Origin of the sequence: Neptunicoccus cionae, from assembly GCF_002860325.1 — a bacterium.
GTDB classification, from domain to species: Bacteria; Pseudomonadota; Alphaproteobacteria; order Rhodobacterales; family Rhodobacteraceae; genus Amylibacter; species Amylibacter lutimaris.
The window spans coordinates 221,997-239,460 of sequence record NZ_PKOJ01000003.1; the positions used below are offsets into that span (position 1 = coordinate 221,997).

A 17,464-nucleotide genomic window follows, 5' to 3' on the forward strand; every position below is an offset into this window, starting at 1 on the left:
CGTTTAGTCGTGTCGATTACATCGACAGGTTCATCAGACCGTTGATCGCTTTCGCGCCTTCTTCACGCTCTGCGTCGGTCATCGGGATCAGACCCTTGTCTGCAAGGTAGCCTTCTTCACCCCATGCATCTTCGGAAGTGAACTCGGCCAGGAACTGCTCAATGCCTGGAACTTCACCAACGTGAGCTTTTTTCACGTAGAAGTACAAGGAACGGGATACAGGGTAGTCACCTTCGGCAATCAGTTCGAATTCAGGTGCAACACCGTCGATCATGGCGCCCTGAACCGCGTCGGAGTTCTGCTCGAGGAAGGAGTAGCCGAAGATACCAAAGGCATCAGGGTTGGCTTGCAGCTTTTGAACAATCAGGTTGTCGTTCTCGCCGGCTTCCACATAAACACCGTCTTCGCGGATGGTGTGGCACAGAGTTTTATAGGCGTCGGAGTCTGTTTTTTTCAGGTCATTTACCCAATCAACAGTCTTACAACCGCCTTCCATGGCCAGCTCTACGAAAGCGTCCCGTGTACCGGATGTTGGTGGCGGGCCCAGAACCTCGATCTTGACAGCTGGCAGCTCGGGGTTGATTTCGTTCCACATTGTGTATGGGTTTGGCTTGGTTTCACCGGCTTCACCAGGAACGTCCTTGGCCAGCGCCATGAACAGATCGCCCAGAGAGATCGACAGCTGGTCAGAGTCTTTGGAGTTGGCCAGTACGATGCCGTCGTAACCGATTTTGGCTTCGACGATGTCTGTTACACCATTTTCAGCACAGGTTTTGACTTCGGATTCTTTAATCCGGCGGGAAGCGTTTGTGATGTCCGGTGTGTCTTCGCCAACACCCGCACAAAACAGTTTCAGACCGCCGCCGGAGCCTGTGGACTCTACAACAGGGGTTTTGAATTCGGTGGATTTACCAAAGCGTTCTGCAACAGTTGTCGAGAACGGAAATACTGTAGAAGATCCGACAATTTTGATTTGATCACGGGCGAAAGCAGGCGCAGCAGCAGCGGTAGCCAGTGCAATCGCGGATACGCAAAGCGTTTTTGTAAACATGAGGTCCATTCCCATTTTTTCATACGGTCCGATTCGTCTCGGATGAGGCGGTGATACGCAGCCGATATGACGCTCATATTTCAGTTATGTGACAGTTGTTCCGCGCTTATGTAACAGTTTCATGACGCACTTTTTGGTCCGAAACGGTCTATCCCTTTAGAAAGCAGGGTTTTGTCCCGCATCCTTGACCGACTCCATCGACACATGGGTCGAACTATTTGCAACATGGGGCAGGTTGGAAATGACCTCACCAAGAATCGCCCGATAGCTTTTGATGTCACTGGTGCGCACTTTCAAAAGGTAATCAAAGGCGCCCGCAATCATATGGCACTCTTCAATCTCTGTAACGGCTCCGACTGCCGCGTTGAAGGATTGCAAAGCCGCCTCCCGCGTATCCGACAGCGTAACCTCGACAAAGGCGATGTGATCCAGCCCCAGCTTGTCCAGATCCAGTACAGCCCGGAACCCGCGGATGTATCCGGTTTCGCGCAACCGCTTGACCCGCAACTGGCAGGGCGTCTTGGACAACCCCACCAAAGCTGCCAGTTCGGTGATCGCCATGCGCCCGTCCCTGTGCAATGCCGCAAGGATCTTTCGATCAAATCCGTCTAATTGCCCATCAGATGTCATCCTGAAACCCTTTTGACCTGATTTTATCCCTCTATTTGGATCATTTCGGGATCGGGAACAATAACATTAGGCAATCTGCCCAAAGCAAACGTGATATTATCATCTCAGCATAACTCTTTCAGGTGAAACGCCATGACCTCCCTTACCCAATTGCGCCAGAACATCCGTGACCTGCACCTTGCAGATGAAGACCGTATCCTGACAGACCTGCAAACCAGCAGCGCGATTCCGGATGCAACAAAAAAGGCCGCCGCCGATCGCGCCTGCACTCTGGTCAAAGACATTCGCAGCAGTGGTGACACGGGTATGATGGAAGTGTTCATGGCGGAATACGGCCTGTCCACAGATGAAGGCATCGCGCTGATGTGTCTGGCCGAAGCCCTGTTGCGGGTGCCGGATTCCGAAACCGTAGATGCGCTGATCGAGGATAAAATCGCCCCTTCAGATTGGGGCAGCCATCTGGGGAAATCTTCCTCCTCTCTGGTGAATGCCTCTACATGGGCGTTGATGCTGACGGGCAAGGTGCTCCACGATGAAGAACCCGGCATTGCCGCCACTCTGAAATCCGCCGTGCGCCGTCTGGGGGAACCTGTGATCCGCACCGCTGTCTCCCGCGCCATGCGGGAGTTGGGCGCCCAATTCGTATTGGGCCAAACCATCAAGGAAGCCGTCTCCCGCGGCAATGCCAAGGCCCGCAAAGGCTTTACTTATTCCTATGACATGCTGGGTGAGGCTGCGCTGACTGCAAAAGACGCGGACAAGTTTTATGACAGCTACGCCGATGCCATCACTCAACTGGCAAAACATTGCAAATCCGATGACATCCGCGAAAATCCGGGCATCTCGATCAAACTCTCTGCCCTGCACCCCCGCTATGAAGTGGGCCAGAGCGAGCGCGTCATGCGCGAGTTGACCGCCTCCACCCGCCGCCTGGCCCGAATGGCCCGCAAGGCCCGTATGGGCTTTAACATCGACGCCGAAGAAGCAGACCGTCTGGATCTGTCCCTTGACGTCATCGAAGCCGTGCTGCGTGATCCCGATCTGGCCGGATGGGACGGGTTTGGCGTGGTGGTCCAAGCCTTCGGGAAGCGCTGCTCTGCGGTGCTTGACTGGCTCTACCAGCTTTCCAGCGATCTGGACCGCAAGATCATGGTGCGTCTGGTGAAAGGGGCCTATTGGGATACGGAAATCAAACGGGCGCAAGTGGAAGGCACTGCCGGTTTCCCCGTATTCACCCGAAAGGTTGCAACGGACGTGGCCTATATCTGCAACGCTAAAAAGTTGCTGGGAATGACAGACCGGATCTATCCGCAGTTCGCCACCCATAACGCCCACACCGTCGCCGCCATTCTGGAAATGGCCGAGGACAAGACAAACTTTGAATTCCAGCGCCTGCACGGTATGGGCGAGGCGCTCCACGATATTGTCCTGAAGAACGAAGGCACCCGCTGCCGAATTTACGCCCCAGTGGGCGCCCATCGGGACCTGCTGGCCTATCTGGTGCGCCGCCTTTTGGAAAACGGTGCGAACTCCAGCTTTGTGAACCAGATTATTGACGAAAACACTCCGCCAGAAGAGGTCGCCGCCGATCCTTTTGCAGCGCTCGCCACAACACCCCACAGCCCTGTCGCCCTGCCAGTCGATATCTTTGCCCCCCGCAAAAACTCGCGCGGATGGGATTTGCACGATCTGGACGATCTGGCGGAAATCGACGCGGCCCGCACCCCGTTTCTGGATCATCAATGGCAAGGTAATCCGCTGCTGGTGGCCGATGTGCAGGGGCAGGAAACCCTTGAGGTCACAAATCCGGCCAACCCCGAAGATACCGTCGGTCATGTGGTACAGGCCAGCCGAAAAGACGCGGAAACCGCCATCACCAAGGCGCAGGTCTGGACCGTGCCAGCCTCTGAACGGGCCGAGGCCCTGCGCAAAGCTGCCGACCTTTATGAAGACAACTTCGGAGAGCTTTTTGCGGTTCTGACCCGCGAGGCGGGCAAAACCCCGATGGATGCTATTGCCGAACTGCGCGAGGCAGTGGACTTCCTACGCTACTACGCGGATGAGGCCGAACGCCTTGCCCCGACCGAGCCCCGTGGCATTTTTACCTGCATTTCCCCTTGGAACTTCCCGCTGGCGATTTTCTCGGGCCAGATCGCAGCCGCTCTTGCAGCCGGAAACGCGGTGCTTGCCAAACCGGCAGAACCCACGTCCCTGACTGCCTTTATCGCCGTAACCTTGCTGCACCGCGCAGGCGTGCCCCTGTCGGCGCTGCAGCTGCTGCCCGGACGCGGCCGCGACATCGGGTCGGCGCTGACCGGCAGCCCGCAGATCAACGGCACCTGTTTTACCGGCTCTACCGCAACTGCCCAGACCATCAACAAATCGCTGGCCGAACACGCCAGCCCCGATGCGCCCCTGATCGCAGAGACCGGCGGGCTGAACGCGATGATCGTGGACAGCACCGCCCTTCCCGAACAGGCGGTGCGTGACATCATCGCCTCGGGCTTTCAGTCCGCAGGCCAGCGGTGTTCGGCCCTTCGGGTCCTTTATGTACAGGAAGACGTGGCTGATCCCTTCCTCGAAATGCTTTTCGGGGCGATGGACGAACTGGTCTTGGGCAACCCGTGGAATTACACCACAGACGTCGGTCCGGTGATTAATGAGGGCGCTGCCAAGGGCATCCGCGACCATATCGCCACCGCCCGCAAGGAGGGCCGCGTGCTCAAGGAGTTGCGCACGCCCGACACTGGCACCTTTGTTGCACCAACCGTCATCAAGGTGAACGGCATCAAGGATCTGGAACAGGAAATCTTTGGTCCTGTGATCCACGTGGCCACCTACCGCGCCGACCAGCTGGACAGGATTGTCGATGACATCAACGACACCGGCTTTGGCCTGACCTTTGGCATGCACTCGCGGATTGACGACCGGATTGATCAGGTCACGGCCCGTCTGAATGTTGGAAATATGTATATCAACCGCAACCAGATCGGCGCGATTGTCGGTTCCCAGCCTTTCGGCGGGGAAGGACTGTCGGGCACCGGACCCAAAGCCGGCGGTCCGAACTATGTCAAACGGTTCACGGCGACCAAAACAACCCACCTGCCCGCCACAGGCGGTGCAGCGGCAGATGTGTCAGCCGTGCAATCCGCGCTCGACACGATGAACGCAACCCGCCGCCCGCGCCTGTCCTCCGAACTGTTGCCCGGACCCACGGGCGAAAGCAACCAGCTCTCAGTCTTTGGGCGGGGCACAGTCCTGTGCCTTGGCCCAACCGCAGAAGCTGCCGACGATCAGGCCCGCATCGCCCGCCAGAACGGGTGTGCTGCGCTAGAGGTTGCACCGGAAGTTACGAACGGGATCGACGGCACCCTGTCACCGGAGGCCCTGAAAACCCTGCAAGGCTTTGATCTCGTCGCGCTCTGGTCCGCCCCTGGGGATCAAACCGCCGCCCGCCGCGCCCTCGCCGCACGCACAGGCCGCCTGATCCCACTGGTCACTGGTGACGATCTGGCGGACCGCTGCAAGCTTGAACGCCACATCTGTATCGACACCACAGCCGCCGGCGGCAACGCCGCCCTGCTCGCCTCGGTGGAAGGGTAAACCCCGCTTCCATTTTCTACAAATATCCGCGCCGCAGGCATCCCCCTCCCCACGGGAGGGGGATTTTTCGTGTCGATTATCCGGCCCGCTGGACCATTCCGAACAGATCGCGGGGATCGTCCGGATCGGCCAGCATGTCGAGATCCTGATAGAACATGGTGTTTTTCAAACGGTCCCGCACATAACGCAGTGCTGAGAAATCCTCGACCGCAAAGCCGACACCGTCAAACAGGGTAATCTGACGGTCCGAGGTCCGGCCCTTGGCGGTGCCGTTGATCACCTGCCACATCTCGGTCACGGCGAAATCCTCCGGCATCTGCTGAATTTCACCTTCCACCCGGGTCTGGGGCGGGTATTCGACAAACACATCCGAACGCTTGAGGATGTCTGCATGCAGTTCCGTCTTGCCAGGGCAGTCGCCGCCAATGGCGTTGATGTGCACACCCGCGCCGACCATATTGTCGGTCAAGATGGTGGCGTATTGCTTGTCGGCGGTGCAGGTTGTGATGATCTCTGCCCCTTCAATCGCCTCTTCGGGTGTCTTGCAGGCGACCAGTTCCAGCCCCTGTCCTTCCAGATTCTTCATCGCTTTGGCCGTGGCGGCGCTGTCGATGTCAAACATGCGCAGTTTCTCTACCCCGACGATGGCTTTCATGGCCAGCGCCTGAAACTCCGATTGCGCACCATTGCCGATCATCGCCATGGTCTTCGCCCCTTTGGGCGCCAGATGTTTGGCCACCATCGCGCTGGTCGCCGCCGTGCGCAGGGCCGTGAGGATGGTCATTTCCGACAGCAGCACCGGATAGCCGTTGCCCACATTTGCCAGCAGGCCAAAGGCCGTCACGGTCTGCAAACCCTCTTTGGTGTTCTTAGGGTGGCCGTTTACGTATTTGAAACCGTAAACCTCGCCATCCGAAGTCGGCATCAGTTCGATCACCCCTTCGGAAGAATGGCTCGCCACGCGGGGGGTTTTGTCAAACAACTCCCAGCGTTTGAAATCTTCCTCGATATAGTCTGCGATCTCCGTCAGCATGGTTTCCAGCCCGACGAAATGGATCAACCGCATCATGTTTTCAACGCTGACAAAGGGCACCATGGCGAGCTTTGAAGGGTTAAGTTTGGTCATTTTCATATCTCCAGTCATCTTGTCTTAGGGCGCGTCAGTGCACGCCGGGGCCGGTTTTCAGGCCGGAAAAGCTCTCGGTGGGGCGGTCAAAGACGCGCCGGCCCATCAGGCTTGCCACAAGATCCACCATCAGCGTTGCGGTCTTGCCACGTTCGTCAAGAATGGGGTTCAGCTCTACCAGATCAAGCGAGCTGACCAGCCCGCTGTCACAGAGCATTTCCATCACCAGATGGCCTTCGCGGAAGGTCGCACCGCCCGGCACGGTTGTGCCCACCGCAGGCGCGATAGAGGGATCGAGGAAATCCACATCGAGACTGACATGCAGCAGCCCGTTCTGTTCTGCCACCTGTTGCAAGAACCCCCGAAGCAGCGGCGCGATACCGTTTTCATCAATCGCCCGCATGTCGTGCAGGATAAAATCGTGGCGGGCCATTTCCGCCTTTTCCGCCCCGTCAACAGAGCGCAGTCCGATCATGCAAACCTGCGACGGCGGCACCGGCGCTTCGAGTTCGGGGAAACCGACAAATCCGTCCCGCCCGCAGACATACCCCACCGGCGTTCCGTGCAGGTTGCCCGAAGCGGTGGTCAGCGGCGAGTGGTAATCGCTATGGGCGTCCAGCCACAAAACGAACTGCGGCCGGTCCTGTTCCTTTGCATAAGCGGCAACACCCGAAACCGTCCCGAGCGAAAGGCTGTGATCGCCGCCCATAAATATCGGAAACCCCTGTGCCATGGCCTCTCTGGCCGCAGTGTTGAGTGATTTGGTCCATGCAATCGTCTCGCCCAGCGCAAAGACTTCGGGATTTTCGCTGCTGGCGGGTTCGATCGGGCCCATCTCTACGTTGCCCCGATCCTCGACACTGAAGCCCAGTGCCGTCAGCGTATCGGCCAGACCGGCAACGCGGTAAGCATCCGGTCCCATCAGACACCCCTGCCGACGTTTGCCGGAATCTACAGGTGCGCCGATCAAGATACAGGTTTTGCTGTCCATCCGGTGTTCCTTTCCTAAACATGTTGAAGATGCCCCGCTCTCCCGACTTGTGTCAGGGCCGCAAACATCTTGTCCGATTAACCACCCTGTAAGCGGGCGGCGGTTCTGGAGAGGGGCTTCAGCAGCTACCCGTGTAGCCCGTGTCATCCCGTCATCGCTCATGTTTCGAGGGCCATCCCCCGGCGGGAACCAAACGTGCAAACGCTGTTCCTATGGTCTTTTTAGCGGATTAATCTGCCAAGTAAACACCTCGCAGGGCGTTCGAAGAATAACAGGAGGGTGCTACCCCTCCTGCTATCAGGTCTCCGGATGCAGGTTACAGCCCCAGCGCGTTGCGGCGTTCTTCTGCAAATCCCTGCACCAGCCGGTCTGCGACCAGTGCAAGAATGGCCATCGCCGCCCCTGCGGTAATTCCAAGCCCTACATCCGCGCGGCCAAGCGCAATGTAGATGGATTGCCCCAGCCCGGTCGTACCGATCAGCGCCGCAATCACCAGCATTGCAAATGCGTAAAGGATCGTCTGGTTCAGCCCGAGCAGGATCGTCGGGGCCGCATAAGGTGCGCGCACTTCACGCATGATCTGCCAGTTGGTCGCCCCGCTGGAGACAGCCGCTTCGATCATGTCATCCGGCGTTGTCACCAGTCCGTGCCGCGTATAGCGGATCATCGGCACGATGGCGTAGGCGATGATCGCAAGAAAGGCACTGAACTCCCCGATCTGGAAGAACATCAGCATCGGGATCAGAAAGACAAACAGCGGGATGGTTTGCAGCATATCACAAACCGGACGGATCACCGCCCAAGCGGTGGTGCTCACCGCGGCCCAAAGCCCCAGCGCGCCACCCAGAACCGCGCAGGTAAAGACCGCCGCACCCGAAAGATAGAGCGACAGCAAGGCGCGGTCCCACAGGCCGGAAACCATGATCAGCCCCAAAAGACAGACACAGAGCACTGACAGCCGCCAGCCCGAGGACACCCAGCCCAAAGCCCCAACACCCACCAGCACAAAAATCCACGGCAATTGTGTGACACCGGTTTCAATCACCCCGATCAGCACCAGCAGGCACAGCCCCAGGGTCAGGCGCCCCTGCCAGGCAAGCAACGCCGCAACAACCACACCGATCGCGTAGACCCAAGCGGACATGGCCGCAGTCCACTGGAATCCCCATGTGAACGGCAAAACTGCATCATCCAGCCCGATACGCAGCGGCAAAAGGACATAAAACATGGCCGAATTTTTCAGTGTATCAAGGCTGCTGCCGTAGACGCGGGTAAAATCCCCTACCGACTGATCCACCGAATCTGCGACACCACCAAAATAGCTCAGCGTGTCAGCCGCGGGCAAAAGATCGTCCAGCACCACGGCTGCGACAAGCGAAGCCACAATGATCCACCAGACCACACGGGTACTATAGCGGCGACGCTCTTGCGCGAGTGCACCGGACATACGGTCGATCACAATGGCAAAGACCACAATCACCAGACCGGCCAGAAAGGATTGCCCGAACTGCGCCTTGCGCATAGTCAGAAGGACTTCCCAGCCAATATCGTTAAACCCTCCGATAACGGCGGCGATGATCACCATCGACAGGGCAGCCATAAGGCTCTGGTTCACGCCGACCATGATCTGTGTCATGGCACTGGGCAATTCCACCAGAAACAATTGCTGCGCGCGTGTGCCTCCGGACATGACAGCGGCTTCCTTGATATCGGATTCCACCCGCTCCAACCCCAACAATACATTGCGGGCCATAGGCGGTGCCGCATAGATCGCGCTGGCAATCAGCCCGACCACCGGACCAAAGCCGAACAACAGCAGCAAAGGTGTCAGATAGGCAAAGGTCGGAATGGTCTGCATCAGATCAAGCACAGCTTCGACAATCTTTTTCACCCGCTGGACTTCATAGGCCAGAATACCAATCGCAGTACCAAGCAACAGCGCCAGCGGCACCGAGACAAATACCAGCGCCAGCGTATTCATGCTCTCGACCCAATAGCCCGAGGCCAGCACAAACAAGAGCCCCAAGAACCCGAGCGCAGCCATCTTCAATCCGCCCAGATACCAGCCAACTGCCGTTGTTACACCGATCACTACCACCCATGGCGTAGACACCAGTAGCCAGTTTGCCGCTGCCATTCCGAACCCGAGCACCCAGCTCACCCAGCGCATAGCCGGTTTGATAGTTTCAAAAAAGGCCCCTAAACCCTGGGAGATCCAGTCGGACATCGGAACTGTCAGGACAGAAGGCCACGCCACCAGCCACGGCGCATAAGGGGCGGCAAGAAGGCAGACCATTCCGACAAAGACAACCAAAGCAGCAGCCTGTTTTCCCTTGCTGTCCAACGCCGACTTCAAAGGGGAGAGGCCGCTCATGTGGACTGTGCCTCGCCCACAGCGCGGGCCAGCGCTTCGGGGCGCAGCAGGCCAACAACCTTGCCCTCACCGTCGCGAACAGCCATTGGCTCGAAGGTCAGGGCGCAGGCACTAAGCGCATCATCAAGGGTCATCGCTGTACGCAACTCGGGGCCACCGTTGTCCGGCGCACCGTTAACCGGCTCCATCAATGCCTCCAGCGTCATATGGCGGCCTTTGGGGATGTCACGGCTGAATTCGCGCACGTAATCATCTACCGGATTAAGCACGATCTCGCTCGGCGTGCCAATCTGCACGATCACGCCGTCGCGCATGATGGCAATGCGATCCGCCAGCTTCAGCGCTTCTCCGATATCATGGGTGATAAACACAATGGATTTGCGCAAGGTGGCCTGAATATTAAGGAATTCGTCCTGCAACTGCCGCCGGATCAGCGGGTCCAACGCCGAAAACGGTTCGTCCAGAAACCACACGTCGGGGTTTACCGCCAGCGACCGCGCAATGCCAACCCGCTGACGCTGCCCGCCCGAAAGCTCGCGCGGGTAGGCATCTTCGCGCCCGCCCAATCCAACGAGTTCGATCACTTCCATCGCCCGCGCACGGCGCTCCTTCAGCCCGACACCCTTCATCTTGATCGGGAAAGCGACATTGTCGATGACACTCATATGCGGGAACAGGCCGAAATGCTGGAACACCATACCCAGCTTTTCGCGCCGCAATTCGATCATGCGGCGTTTGCTGGCGGCGAGTATATCTTCGCCTGCCATCAAAACGCTACCGCTCGTCGGTTCAACCAGACGGGACATGCAGCGGATCAGGGTGGATTTACCTGACCCCGAAAGCCCCATTATCACAAACAGTTCGCCTTCTTTCACTGAAAAACTGGCGTCCTGCACCGCAGGGATCAGCCCCTGCTCTTTCAATCGGCGGGCCACACCATCCGTTGTGGCCGCACCGGGTTTCAAAAGGTCGGACAGCGCAGATCTGGCGCCATCGCCAAAGACCTGCCACAGACCATCCACCGCAATCGCCGGAGCATCCGGCCCGTCTGTCCTTGCCATAGCTTACTTGGTCGCCGCTTCTACGACTGGTTTCCAAGTACCCTCATTGGCCGCCATCCATTCGGAAACAACCTCTTCAACGGCACCGCCATCCACGTCAACTGCGCCCATAAGCGGCTGCTGAGTTGCGGTATCAAGCTTGTAGTTCTTCAGAATTTCATAAGCAGCAGGCCATTTCTCTTCGAAGCCGGCCCAACTTGTCTTGAAAATCCGCGAGGCGCTGAAATCGCAGTCACTGGTTTCATTCGGGTTCACACCCCAAGCCGGATCGGTAAAACAGGCCTCTTCCGCCGCAGGCAGATCGACAAACTTCACGTCATAGGCAGACATCGCCCAATGGGGTTGCCAGAAAACGATCAACAGGGGGGATTTCTTTTCGGTGGAGGCCCGCAGTTCTGCGATCAGTGCTCCTTCGGATCCCGCCGGAACCGCTTTGAACGGCAGGCCGAGACCTGTCACACGATCCGCACCCGGTGTGCCCCAATCCGCCGGATAGTCGACCAGACGGCCCATCGGCAGGGTTTCCGCCGTGGCAAACTGGCCTGCACAATCTTTCAGGGCTTCCCATGCGGGCAGGCCGGGACAGATTTCTTCAACGTGGCTTGGATAGGCATAGCCTTCCCGCGCAACCAGACCCAGATCGGAAATCTCGGTAACGGTACCTTCGGCTTCCAGTTTGGCAAACTGGTCAGATACGTTAGAAGACCATACTTCCAGTGCGGCATGAACCTCGCCATCTGCCATCGCCTGCCACATGTTCATATAGCCCGCAGTAGTGTACTCTACCGTGTAACCCGCTGCTTCCAGCATCTGTCCCGCGATATGGGTCGAGATGTGCTGGCCGGTCCATTCATTCACCGCAAGTTTGATCGGTTCGTCCACAGCTCCCAGATCGGCCGCTTGCGCCCCGACGGAAAGTGCCATAACCGATGCAGCGGACAGCAATACTTTTTTCATGAGTTTCTCCCTGTTGTGTTTTTATTGACTGATGAATCAATATAAATAGCGTTGCACCCGAACTGACAAGTTTTTATTGCGGAAACGAGGCTATACACGGGTTCGAGCTATGAAAGCGCAGGAAAAATGAACAAATCTTCCTACCTACCGGTGTGGATCGCCTTTGTTTGTGCATTGCTCTGGGGGCTTTGGTGGCTGCCGGTGCGCGCGCTCGAATCATCCGGACTGACCGGCGCTTGGGCCGGCACTGCGTTGAATGCGGGGGCTTTGCCTCTCTTGCTGCTGCTGTTTTTCACCCGACCAGAGCGTCGAAGGATTGATCTGCGCGTTATTGCAAGTGGCGCACTGATCGGCGGCGCAATGATGCTCTACTCCGCTGCGATTACAGAAACCACGGTGGTTCGTGCCGTGCTGCTGTTCTACCTCGCACCTGCTTGGGCGATTGGTATCGAATGGTTGTTCATGGGGCGACGCTTGCGCTGGATCAACGGACTGGCCTTCGGGCTGGCTGCCGCAGGTGTCACGCTTATCTTTCGTGGTGAAATCAGCCTGTCACACTGGAACTCCGGTGACCTTATGGCGCTTGTGTCAGGGATTTTCTGGGCAGTGGGCTGCGCCCTGATATTCACCGGTCCGGATATCGGGGCCCGCACCCTCGGCCTGTTCGGTTGCGCGGGCGGGCTTGTTATCGGAACCGCCTTGGCCTTCGGCTCTGGTCAGGGACTTCCCGCTCCGGCTGATCCGATGGAACCGGCGATACGCGCTTTGGGGATTGGTATGCTCTACATCGCGCCCATGCTGGTAGCGACACTCTGGTCTGCAAGACGCCTGCCCCCGACACTGCTGTCTTTCCTTTTGACCGGAGAGATCATTTCTGGAATCGCAACCAGCGCAATCTTTCTGGCCGAACCCTTCAGCTGGCCCGAACTGGCCGGATCGGCGCTGGTCATCTGTGCTGCCCTCACCGAAGTCGTTAGCCCGGCCCAGAAGCCTGCGACAGTCTGATCCCGGCTTCAATGTTCCCCAAATACTCTCCCCGACGCCGCAACCGGCCGGATCAACAGAGATTATACGGAGTTTCCAGCAAAATCCTTCCCCAAACGCACCATGCGCACTAGTTTGTAGAGCCCATATAGCTCTGGAAACCGAAAGAAGGCCCCGTAAATGGTCACACTCCTGAAGGCGCTGCTCTGGCTTTTGTTCCTGTCAGTGGCTGTCACCACAGCCTTGCCGTTCATCCCCTCTAACGAGTGGTGGATCAGGGGTTGGGATTTCCCGCGTCTTCACATCGCTACGCTCGCCGCAGTCTGCTGCCTTGCCACGCTCTGGCTGCGACCAACTGGTTTTATGTGGATCACAATCCTAAGTCTGGGAATCCTTGTGTATCAGACGGCGAAAATCATTCCCTACACGTCGCTTTATCCGACTGAACTGGCGCTGGAACCGCTGCACCCCGATGCAGAGACATTCACCGTGACGTCGATCAATGTGCTGAAGGAAAACAAGGATCACGGCCCCATTGCAGATTACATCCGCAAGGAACAACCTGCCGTTCTGTTGTTGATGGAAACGGATGACACATGGCGTGCGTCCCTCGCAGAGGTCCTGTCCCTTTATAAAACTGTCGAATACTACCCCCACGAAACCCACTATGGAATGATCTTCGCCACCAACCTCGTGGTAGAGGAGTTTGCCTTCCGCCTTCTCAGCAAGGATGACACGCCAACAGCCGTGGCCTTACTGGTGGCCCCGAACGGGGCACGGTTCAGTTATATCGGGCTGCACCCCAAACCCCCTATTCCGGGCGAAGATACCGACGAACGGGATGCGCAACTCTTAAGGGCCGCAACAATAGCCCATAACCTCGAGCTTCCGGTGATCTGCATCGGGGATTTCAATGACGTCGCTTGGTCGCGCACTTCCAAACACATCAAGACGGAGGGAGGTTTCGTTGATCCGCGTGTAGGACGGGGGTTTTATTCCAGCTTTGACGCCACACACCCGCTGATGCGCTTTCCCATAGACCAATTATTCGTGACGAAAGAAGTTAAAATGGTGTCTTTCGGGCGCGGGCCCCATGTGGGGTCAGACCATTTCCCGATGGAAGCAACTGTGTATATCGAACCGGCGCTGTCACGATAAAGGGCGACGAGGCGTCAATCGTCTTCAAACGGGTCCCAATCATCGTCAAGCATTTGCGCTTCGAGTTCCTCTTCGGGATCGGCCGTGATTTCTTCCAAAGAACGAATGTCGCGAATTTCTGCCCCGGGAAAACGGGACATAGCCGCCATCACCAGCGGATGCTGCATGGCGCGGCCCTGAAGGTCGCTTCGATGGGCAGCCTTTTGCTCGGAGACTGTATCCGCGCCGCCTTCAGAGACAACCGACACCCCCCAGCGCACGCCGGTCCATGTTTGCAACCGCGCCGCCAGACGCGAGGCGAGATCGGTCGGCGCATCGTCCGTGGGCTGGAATTCAATCCGGCCGGGCGTGTATTTTGCCAGCCGCAGATAGTTCTCCACCTCGACCAGCAGCTTCATATCCCGCCGTGCACGGATCAGATCGACCACCTGATCGAACCGCACGAACCGTGCGAGCGCCTGATCGGCGTCGGGCTGCCCCGCGGGCACCGCACCGCCGCCAGCGATCATTGCAACCGGCGCGCCGGACGCCGGACCGCCGCCGATCGTGCCTGCAGTGGGGATGCTGCCGCCTTGCGTTGGGGCGCCTGCTCCGCCGCCTGCGCCACCACCGGGCATCGGGGGCGGCGGCGGAGAATTATGCAAACGGCGTACCAGATCTTCGGGGCTTGGCAGTTCGGCCACATGGGTCAGCCGGATAATCGCCATTTCCGCCGCCATCATCCCGTTCGGCGCAACCGAGACTTCTTCCAGCGCCTTCAAAAGCATCTGCCACATCCGCGTCAGCGCCCGCATAGGCAGGGATTCCGCAGCGGTCTTGCCCCGCGTGCGCTCGTCCGGTGAAACGGTGGGATCGTCTGCGGCTTCGGGCGAGATCTTGATGACGGAAACCCAATGGGTCACTTCCGCCAGATCGCGCAATACTGCAAGCGGATCAGCACCTTCGGCATATTGTCCCGACAGTTCGTTCAACGCCCCTGCCGCGTCGCCCTTCATGATCATGTCAAACAGATCAAGCACCCGCCCGCGATCTGCCAGCCCCAACATGGCGCGCACCTGATCGGCGCTGGTTTCGCCAACCCCGTGGGCAATCGCCTGATCGAGCAGCGACATGGCATCCCGCACCGAACCTTCCGCCGCCCGCGCGATCAGCGCAAGCGCGTCCTCGGCCACTTGCGCGTTTTCCTTTCCCGCAATCTTTTGCAGGTGGGCGATCATGACTTCCGGTTCGATCCGGCGCAAATCAAACCGCTGGCACCGGCTGAGCACCGTGACAGGAATTTTGCGGATTTCTGTGGTGGCAAAGATGAATTTGACGTGTTCGGGCGGTTCCTCCAGCGTTTTCAACAGCGCGTTGAATGCGCCATTGGACAGCATGTGAACCTCGTCGATTATGTAGATTTTAAACCGCGCAGATGCAGCGCGGTAATGGACGGAATCGATAATCTCGCGGATATTGGCCACACCGGTGTTGGAAGCCGCATCCATTTCCATCACGTCCACATGACGCCCCTCGGAAATAGCAACACACATATCGCAGACGCCACACGGGTCCGTTGTCGGCCCGCCCTGCCCGTCCGGCCCGATACAGTTCATCCCTTTTGCCACGATACGCGCGGTTGTGGTTTTGCCCGTTCCGCGAATCCCTGTCAAAACAAAGGCATGGGCGATCCGGTCCGCTGCAAAAGCATTTTTCAGGGTACGCACCATCGCGTCCTGACCGATCAGATCCTCAAAAGTAGCGGGACGGTACTTTCGCGCCAGAACCTGATAGCCTGTGTTTGCCTCTTGCGTCATGACCTACCCTGTACCACGTTAGATTCGTATCCCTTACAAAACCCTAAAGCATCATGCCAGACTTCACCATATACCCGATCCCCCTTTCCAGCGGAACGCTTGGCATTTCCCAGCTTCCCGGTCGCGGAGGACGGATGGATGCCGACATGATTGCCCTGTTGCGCTGGAATCCCGATCTGGTTCTGACCATGACCACCCGCGTCGAGATGGAGCGAGCCGGATCAAGCGATCTGCCCGACCGCCTGGCAGAGGCTGGCGTACAGTGGATACATCTGCCCATTGCAGATTTCGGTGCGCCCAAAGGCAGCACCGAAGAATACTGGCCCGAAGCCTCCCGTGCGGCACGCCACGTCCTACAAAACGGCGGCAAGGTGCTGTCTCATTGTTTCGGCGGTCGCGGTCGGTCCGGCATGATGGTCATGCGCCTGATGGTGGAACTGGGGGAACCGGCAGATACTGCCCTGACAAAAATCCGCGCGGTGCGGGCCGGTGCGGTGGAAAACACCAAACAACGGGACTGGGCCGCCGCGGGCCACGTGCAGAAATCATAAAGCGAATGACGGGTAAGTGAGAGACTGGACAGCGACCCAAACGGGACTCGTTACGGTTGCTTCCTTCCGGACCTGGCCGAGTTAGCAAGGCGCTTGCCCGCGCCAGCCTCTCAATCGGGTATATAGGGTCTTCTGTCCGGTTTGCCAAGGTCACGATTGCAACCCTTTCTCTGGCATGCAACAAAACTGGCAAACAAGGAATTGAAGACGAAATGTTGAATGCTGAACAGGTGACTTTCGGCGGCTCGGGACTGGACCGCGCCGCACAACATCGTGGCGACACGGCCAAGCTTGAAGAATTGCGCAAGGCAGGCCATGCCATCGCCCTATGGCGCGGCAAACCGCTTTTTGACTATGAAACCAGTGCGCTGATGCGTATCTCACCCAATCATCCGGTCCTGTCCGAAGCCACAGACCCGGCGATCTACCTCGGAATTGAAGAGGACGGCAGGGCTGTGTTCGCCCATGACATTTCACCTTGGGAAGACCCCGCGCTGGATGCAGCGGCTCTGTCGAATTTCTTTGATCCGTCGCAAAATCTTTATCCCGGTTTCGAGAAATCGCAGGTCTTTACCGAACTGCGGGGAATCATGGCGAAATTGACTGCTCGGGATGCCGAACTGGCGGCCACCGCGCGGGGTATGTTCGAATGGCACCGGCATCACGGCCATTGCGCAAAATGCGGCGCGAAATCGGAACTGGCACAGGCCGGATGGCAGCGGGACTGCCCCGCGTGCCGGGCCAGCCATTTCCCGCGCACTGATCCGGTGGTGATCGTGCTGGCCACCAAAGGCAATTCAGTACTGATGGGGCGGTCCCACGGCTGGCCCGAAGGCATGTATTCCCTGCTCGCCGGTTTCATGGAACCCGGTGAAACCATGGAAGCTGCCGCGCGGCGCGAAGTGTTCGAAGAAAGCGGCATCCGGCTTGGGCGGGTGCGCTACCTGTCGTCACAGCCCTGGCCCTTCCCGTCCAGTTTGATGATCGGCTGCGCAGGCGAAGCCGAAAACAGCGAAATCGTGATTGATCCCAAAGAGATAGAAGACGCCCGCTGGTTCACCCGCGAAGAGGTCTTTGCTGCAACACATTCGGACAATCCGCAGCTTCGCCCGGCCCGCAAAGGCTCAATCGCCCATTTTTTAATTCACAACTGGCTGTCCGACACATTAGATTGACGCGGAT

At 58.2% G+C, this 17,464-nt stretch carries 13 protein-coding genes and 1 other RNA gene; 5 read left to right on the forward strand and 9 right to left on the reverse strand.

Features of this window, described 5'->3' with window-relative positions; genetic code table 11:
- Window positions 1-16: 16 nt before the first annotated feature.
- Window positions 17-1,051, reverse strand: coding sequence for a PstS family phosphate ABC transporter substrate-binding protein (locus C0U40_RS09970; protein WP_219619778.1), 1,035 nt, complete (start codon window positions 1,049-1,051; stop codon window positions 17-19).
- Between the two features lie 156 nt (window positions 1,052-1,207).
- A complete protein-coding gene (locus C0U40_RS09975) occupies window positions 1,208-1,681 on the reverse strand; it encodes an Lrp/AsnC family transcriptional regulator (protein ID WP_101655631.1) in 474 nt (157 codons plus the stop codon).
- A 132-nt stretch (window positions 1,682-1,813) separates the two neighbouring features.
- Between C0U40_RS09975 and putA the strand changes: the two genes are divergently transcribed.
- A complete protein-coding gene (gene putA / locus C0U40_RS09980; RefSeq protein ID WP_101655632.1) occupies window positions 1,814-5,284 on the forward strand; it encodes a bifunctional proline dehydrogenase/L-glutamate gamma-semialdehyde dehydrogenase PutA in 3,471 nt (1,156 codons plus the stop codon).
- A gap of 76 nt (window positions 5,285-5,360) precedes the next feature.
- Here the strand turns inward: putA and C0U40_RS09985 are convergent, their stop codons facing one another.
- The 5 genes from C0U40_RS09985 to C0U40_RS10005 form a co-directional block, all read right to left on the reverse strand.
- Entirely contained in the window at window positions 5,361-6,410 is a 1,050-nt protein-coding gene (locus C0U40_RS09985; protein WP_101655774.1) for an ornithine cyclodeaminase, read from the reverse strand.
- Window positions 6,411-6,444: 34 nt separating this feature from the next.
- Window positions 6,445-7,401 (reverse strand): arginase, encoded by a 957-nt coding sequence (rocF, locus tag C0U40_RS09990; RefSeq protein ID WP_101655633.1) that lies wholly within the window; start codon window positions 7,399-7,401, stop codon window positions 6,445-6,447.
- Between the two features lie 316 nt (window positions 7,402-7,717).
- A complete protein-coding gene (locus C0U40_RS09995) occupies window positions 7,718-9,775 on the reverse strand; it encodes an ABC transporter permease (RefSeq protein ID WP_101655634.1) in 2,058 nt (685 codons plus the stop codon).
- The gene (locus C0U40_RS10000; protein ID WP_101655635.1) at window positions 9,772-10,836 is read right to left on the reverse strand and encodes a quaternary amine ABC transporter ATP-binding protein; all 1,065 of its coding nucleotides are present in this window, start codon (window positions 10,834-10,836) and stop codon (window positions 9,772-9,774) included. The genes C0U40_RS09995 and C0U40_RS10000 overlap by 4 nt, the downstream gene beginning before the upstream one ends.
- A gap of 3 nt (window positions 10,837-10,839) precedes the next feature.
- The gene (locus tag C0U40_RS10005) at window positions 10,840-11,793 is read right to left on the reverse strand and encodes an ABC transporter substrate-binding protein (protein ID WP_101655636.1); all 954 of its coding nucleotides are present in this window, start codon (window positions 11,791-11,793) and stop codon (window positions 10,840-10,842) included.
- A 126-nt stretch (window positions 11,794-11,919) separates the two neighbouring features.
- Between C0U40_RS10005 and C0U40_RS10010 the strand changes: the two genes are divergently transcribed.
- Window positions 11,920-12,798: a DMT family transporter gene (locus C0U40_RS10010; protein WP_101655637.1), complete on the forward strand. Its 879-nt coding sequence runs from the start codon at window positions 11,920-11,922 to the stop codon at window positions 12,796-12,798.
- 159 nt (window positions 12,799-12,957) lie between these two features.
- Window positions 12,958-13,935 carry an endonuclease/exonuclease/phosphatase family protein gene (locus tag C0U40_RS10015; RefSeq protein ID WP_101655638.1) on the forward strand — a complete coding sequence of 326 codons (978 nt, stop codon included), beginning with the start codon at window positions 12,958-12,960 and terminating at the stop codon, window positions 13,933-13,935.
- A gap of 14 nt (window positions 13,936-13,949) precedes the next feature.
- On the opposite strand, the gene C0U40_RS10020 is transcribed toward C0U40_RS10015, so the two are convergent.
- Complete coding sequence (locus C0U40_RS10020; protein ID WP_101655639.1) at window positions 13,950-15,731, reverse strand: DNA polymerase III subunit gamma/tau; 1,782 nt, start codon at window positions 15,729-15,731, stop codon at window positions 13,950-13,952.
- Window positions 15,732-15,784: 53 nt separating this feature from the next.
- Here C0U40_RS10020 and C0U40_RS10025 point away from each other — a divergent pair, with 53 nt between their 5' ends.
- Window positions 15,785-16,282: a phosphatase domain-containing putative toxin gene (locus C0U40_RS10025; protein WP_101655640.1), complete on the forward strand. Its 498-nt coding sequence runs from the start codon at window positions 15,785-15,787 to the stop codon at window positions 16,280-16,282.
- Window positions 16,283-16,296: 14 nt separating this feature from the next.
- Here the strand turns inward: C0U40_RS10025 and ffs are convergent.
- An RNA gene (gene ffs / locus C0U40_RS10030) (signal recognition particle sRNA small type) lies at window positions 16,297-16,395 on the reverse strand.
- A 99-nt stretch (window positions 16,396-16,494) separates the two neighbouring features.
- Here ffs and nudC point away from each other — a divergent pair.
- Complete coding sequence (gene nudC / locus C0U40_RS10035; RefSeq protein ID WP_101655775.1) at window positions 16,495-17,457, forward strand: NAD(+) diphosphatase; 963 nt, start codon at window positions 16,495-16,497, stop codon at window positions 17,455-17,457.
- Window positions 17,458-17,464: the final 7 nt, after the last annotated feature.

Bases quoted from the DNA above. Each gene is read 5' to 3' on its own strand.
- C0U40_RS09970 (WP_219619778.1), bottom strand. From the start codon at position 1,051: ATGTTTACAAAAACGCTTTGCGTATCCGCGATTGCACTGGCTACCGCT.
- C0U40_RS09975 (WP_101655631.1), bottom strand. From the start codon at position 1,681: ATGACATCTGATGGGCAATTAGACGGATTTGATCGAAAGATCCTTGCG.
- putA (WP_101655632.1), top strand. From the start codon at position 1,814: ATGACCTCCCTTACCCAATTGCGCCAGAACATCCGTGACCTGCACCTT.
- C0U40_RS09985 (WP_101655774.1), bottom strand. From the start codon at position 6,410: ATGACCAAACTTAACCCTTCAAAGCTCGCCATGGTGCCCTTTGTCAGC.
- rocF (WP_101655633.1), bottom strand. From the start codon at position 7,401: ATGGACAGCAAAACCTGTATCTTGATCGGCGCACCTGTAGATTCCGGC.
- C0U40_RS09995 (WP_101655634.1), bottom strand. From the start codon at position 9,775: ATGAGCGGCCTCTCCCCTTTGAAGTCGGCGTTGGACAGCAAGGGAAAA.
- C0U40_RS10000 (WP_101655635.1), bottom strand. From the start codon at position 10,836: ATGGCAAGGACAGACGGGCCGGATGCTCCGGCGATTGCGGTGGATGGT.
- C0U40_RS10005 (WP_101655636.1), bottom strand. From the start codon at position 11,793: ATGAAAAAAGTATTGCTGTCCGCTGCATCGGTTATGGCACTTTCCGTC.
- C0U40_RS10010 (WP_101655637.1), top strand. From the start codon at position 11,920: ATGAACAAATCTTCCTACCTACCGGTGTGGATCGCCTTTGTTTGTGCA.
- C0U40_RS10015 (WP_101655638.1), top strand. From the start codon at position 12,958: ATGGTCACACTCCTGAAGGCGCTGCTCTGGCTTTTGTTCCTGTCAGTG.
- C0U40_RS10020 (WP_101655639.1), bottom strand. From the start codon at position 15,731: ATGACGCAAGAGGCAAACACAGGCTATCAGGTTCTGGCGCGAAAGTAC.
- C0U40_RS10025 (WP_101655640.1), top strand. From the start codon at position 15,785: ATGCCAGACTTCACCATATACCCGATCCCCCTTTCCAGCGGAACGCTT.
- nudC (WP_101655775.1), top strand. From the start codon at position 16,495: ATGTTGAATGCTGAACAGGTGACTTTCGGCGGCTCGGGACTGGACCGC.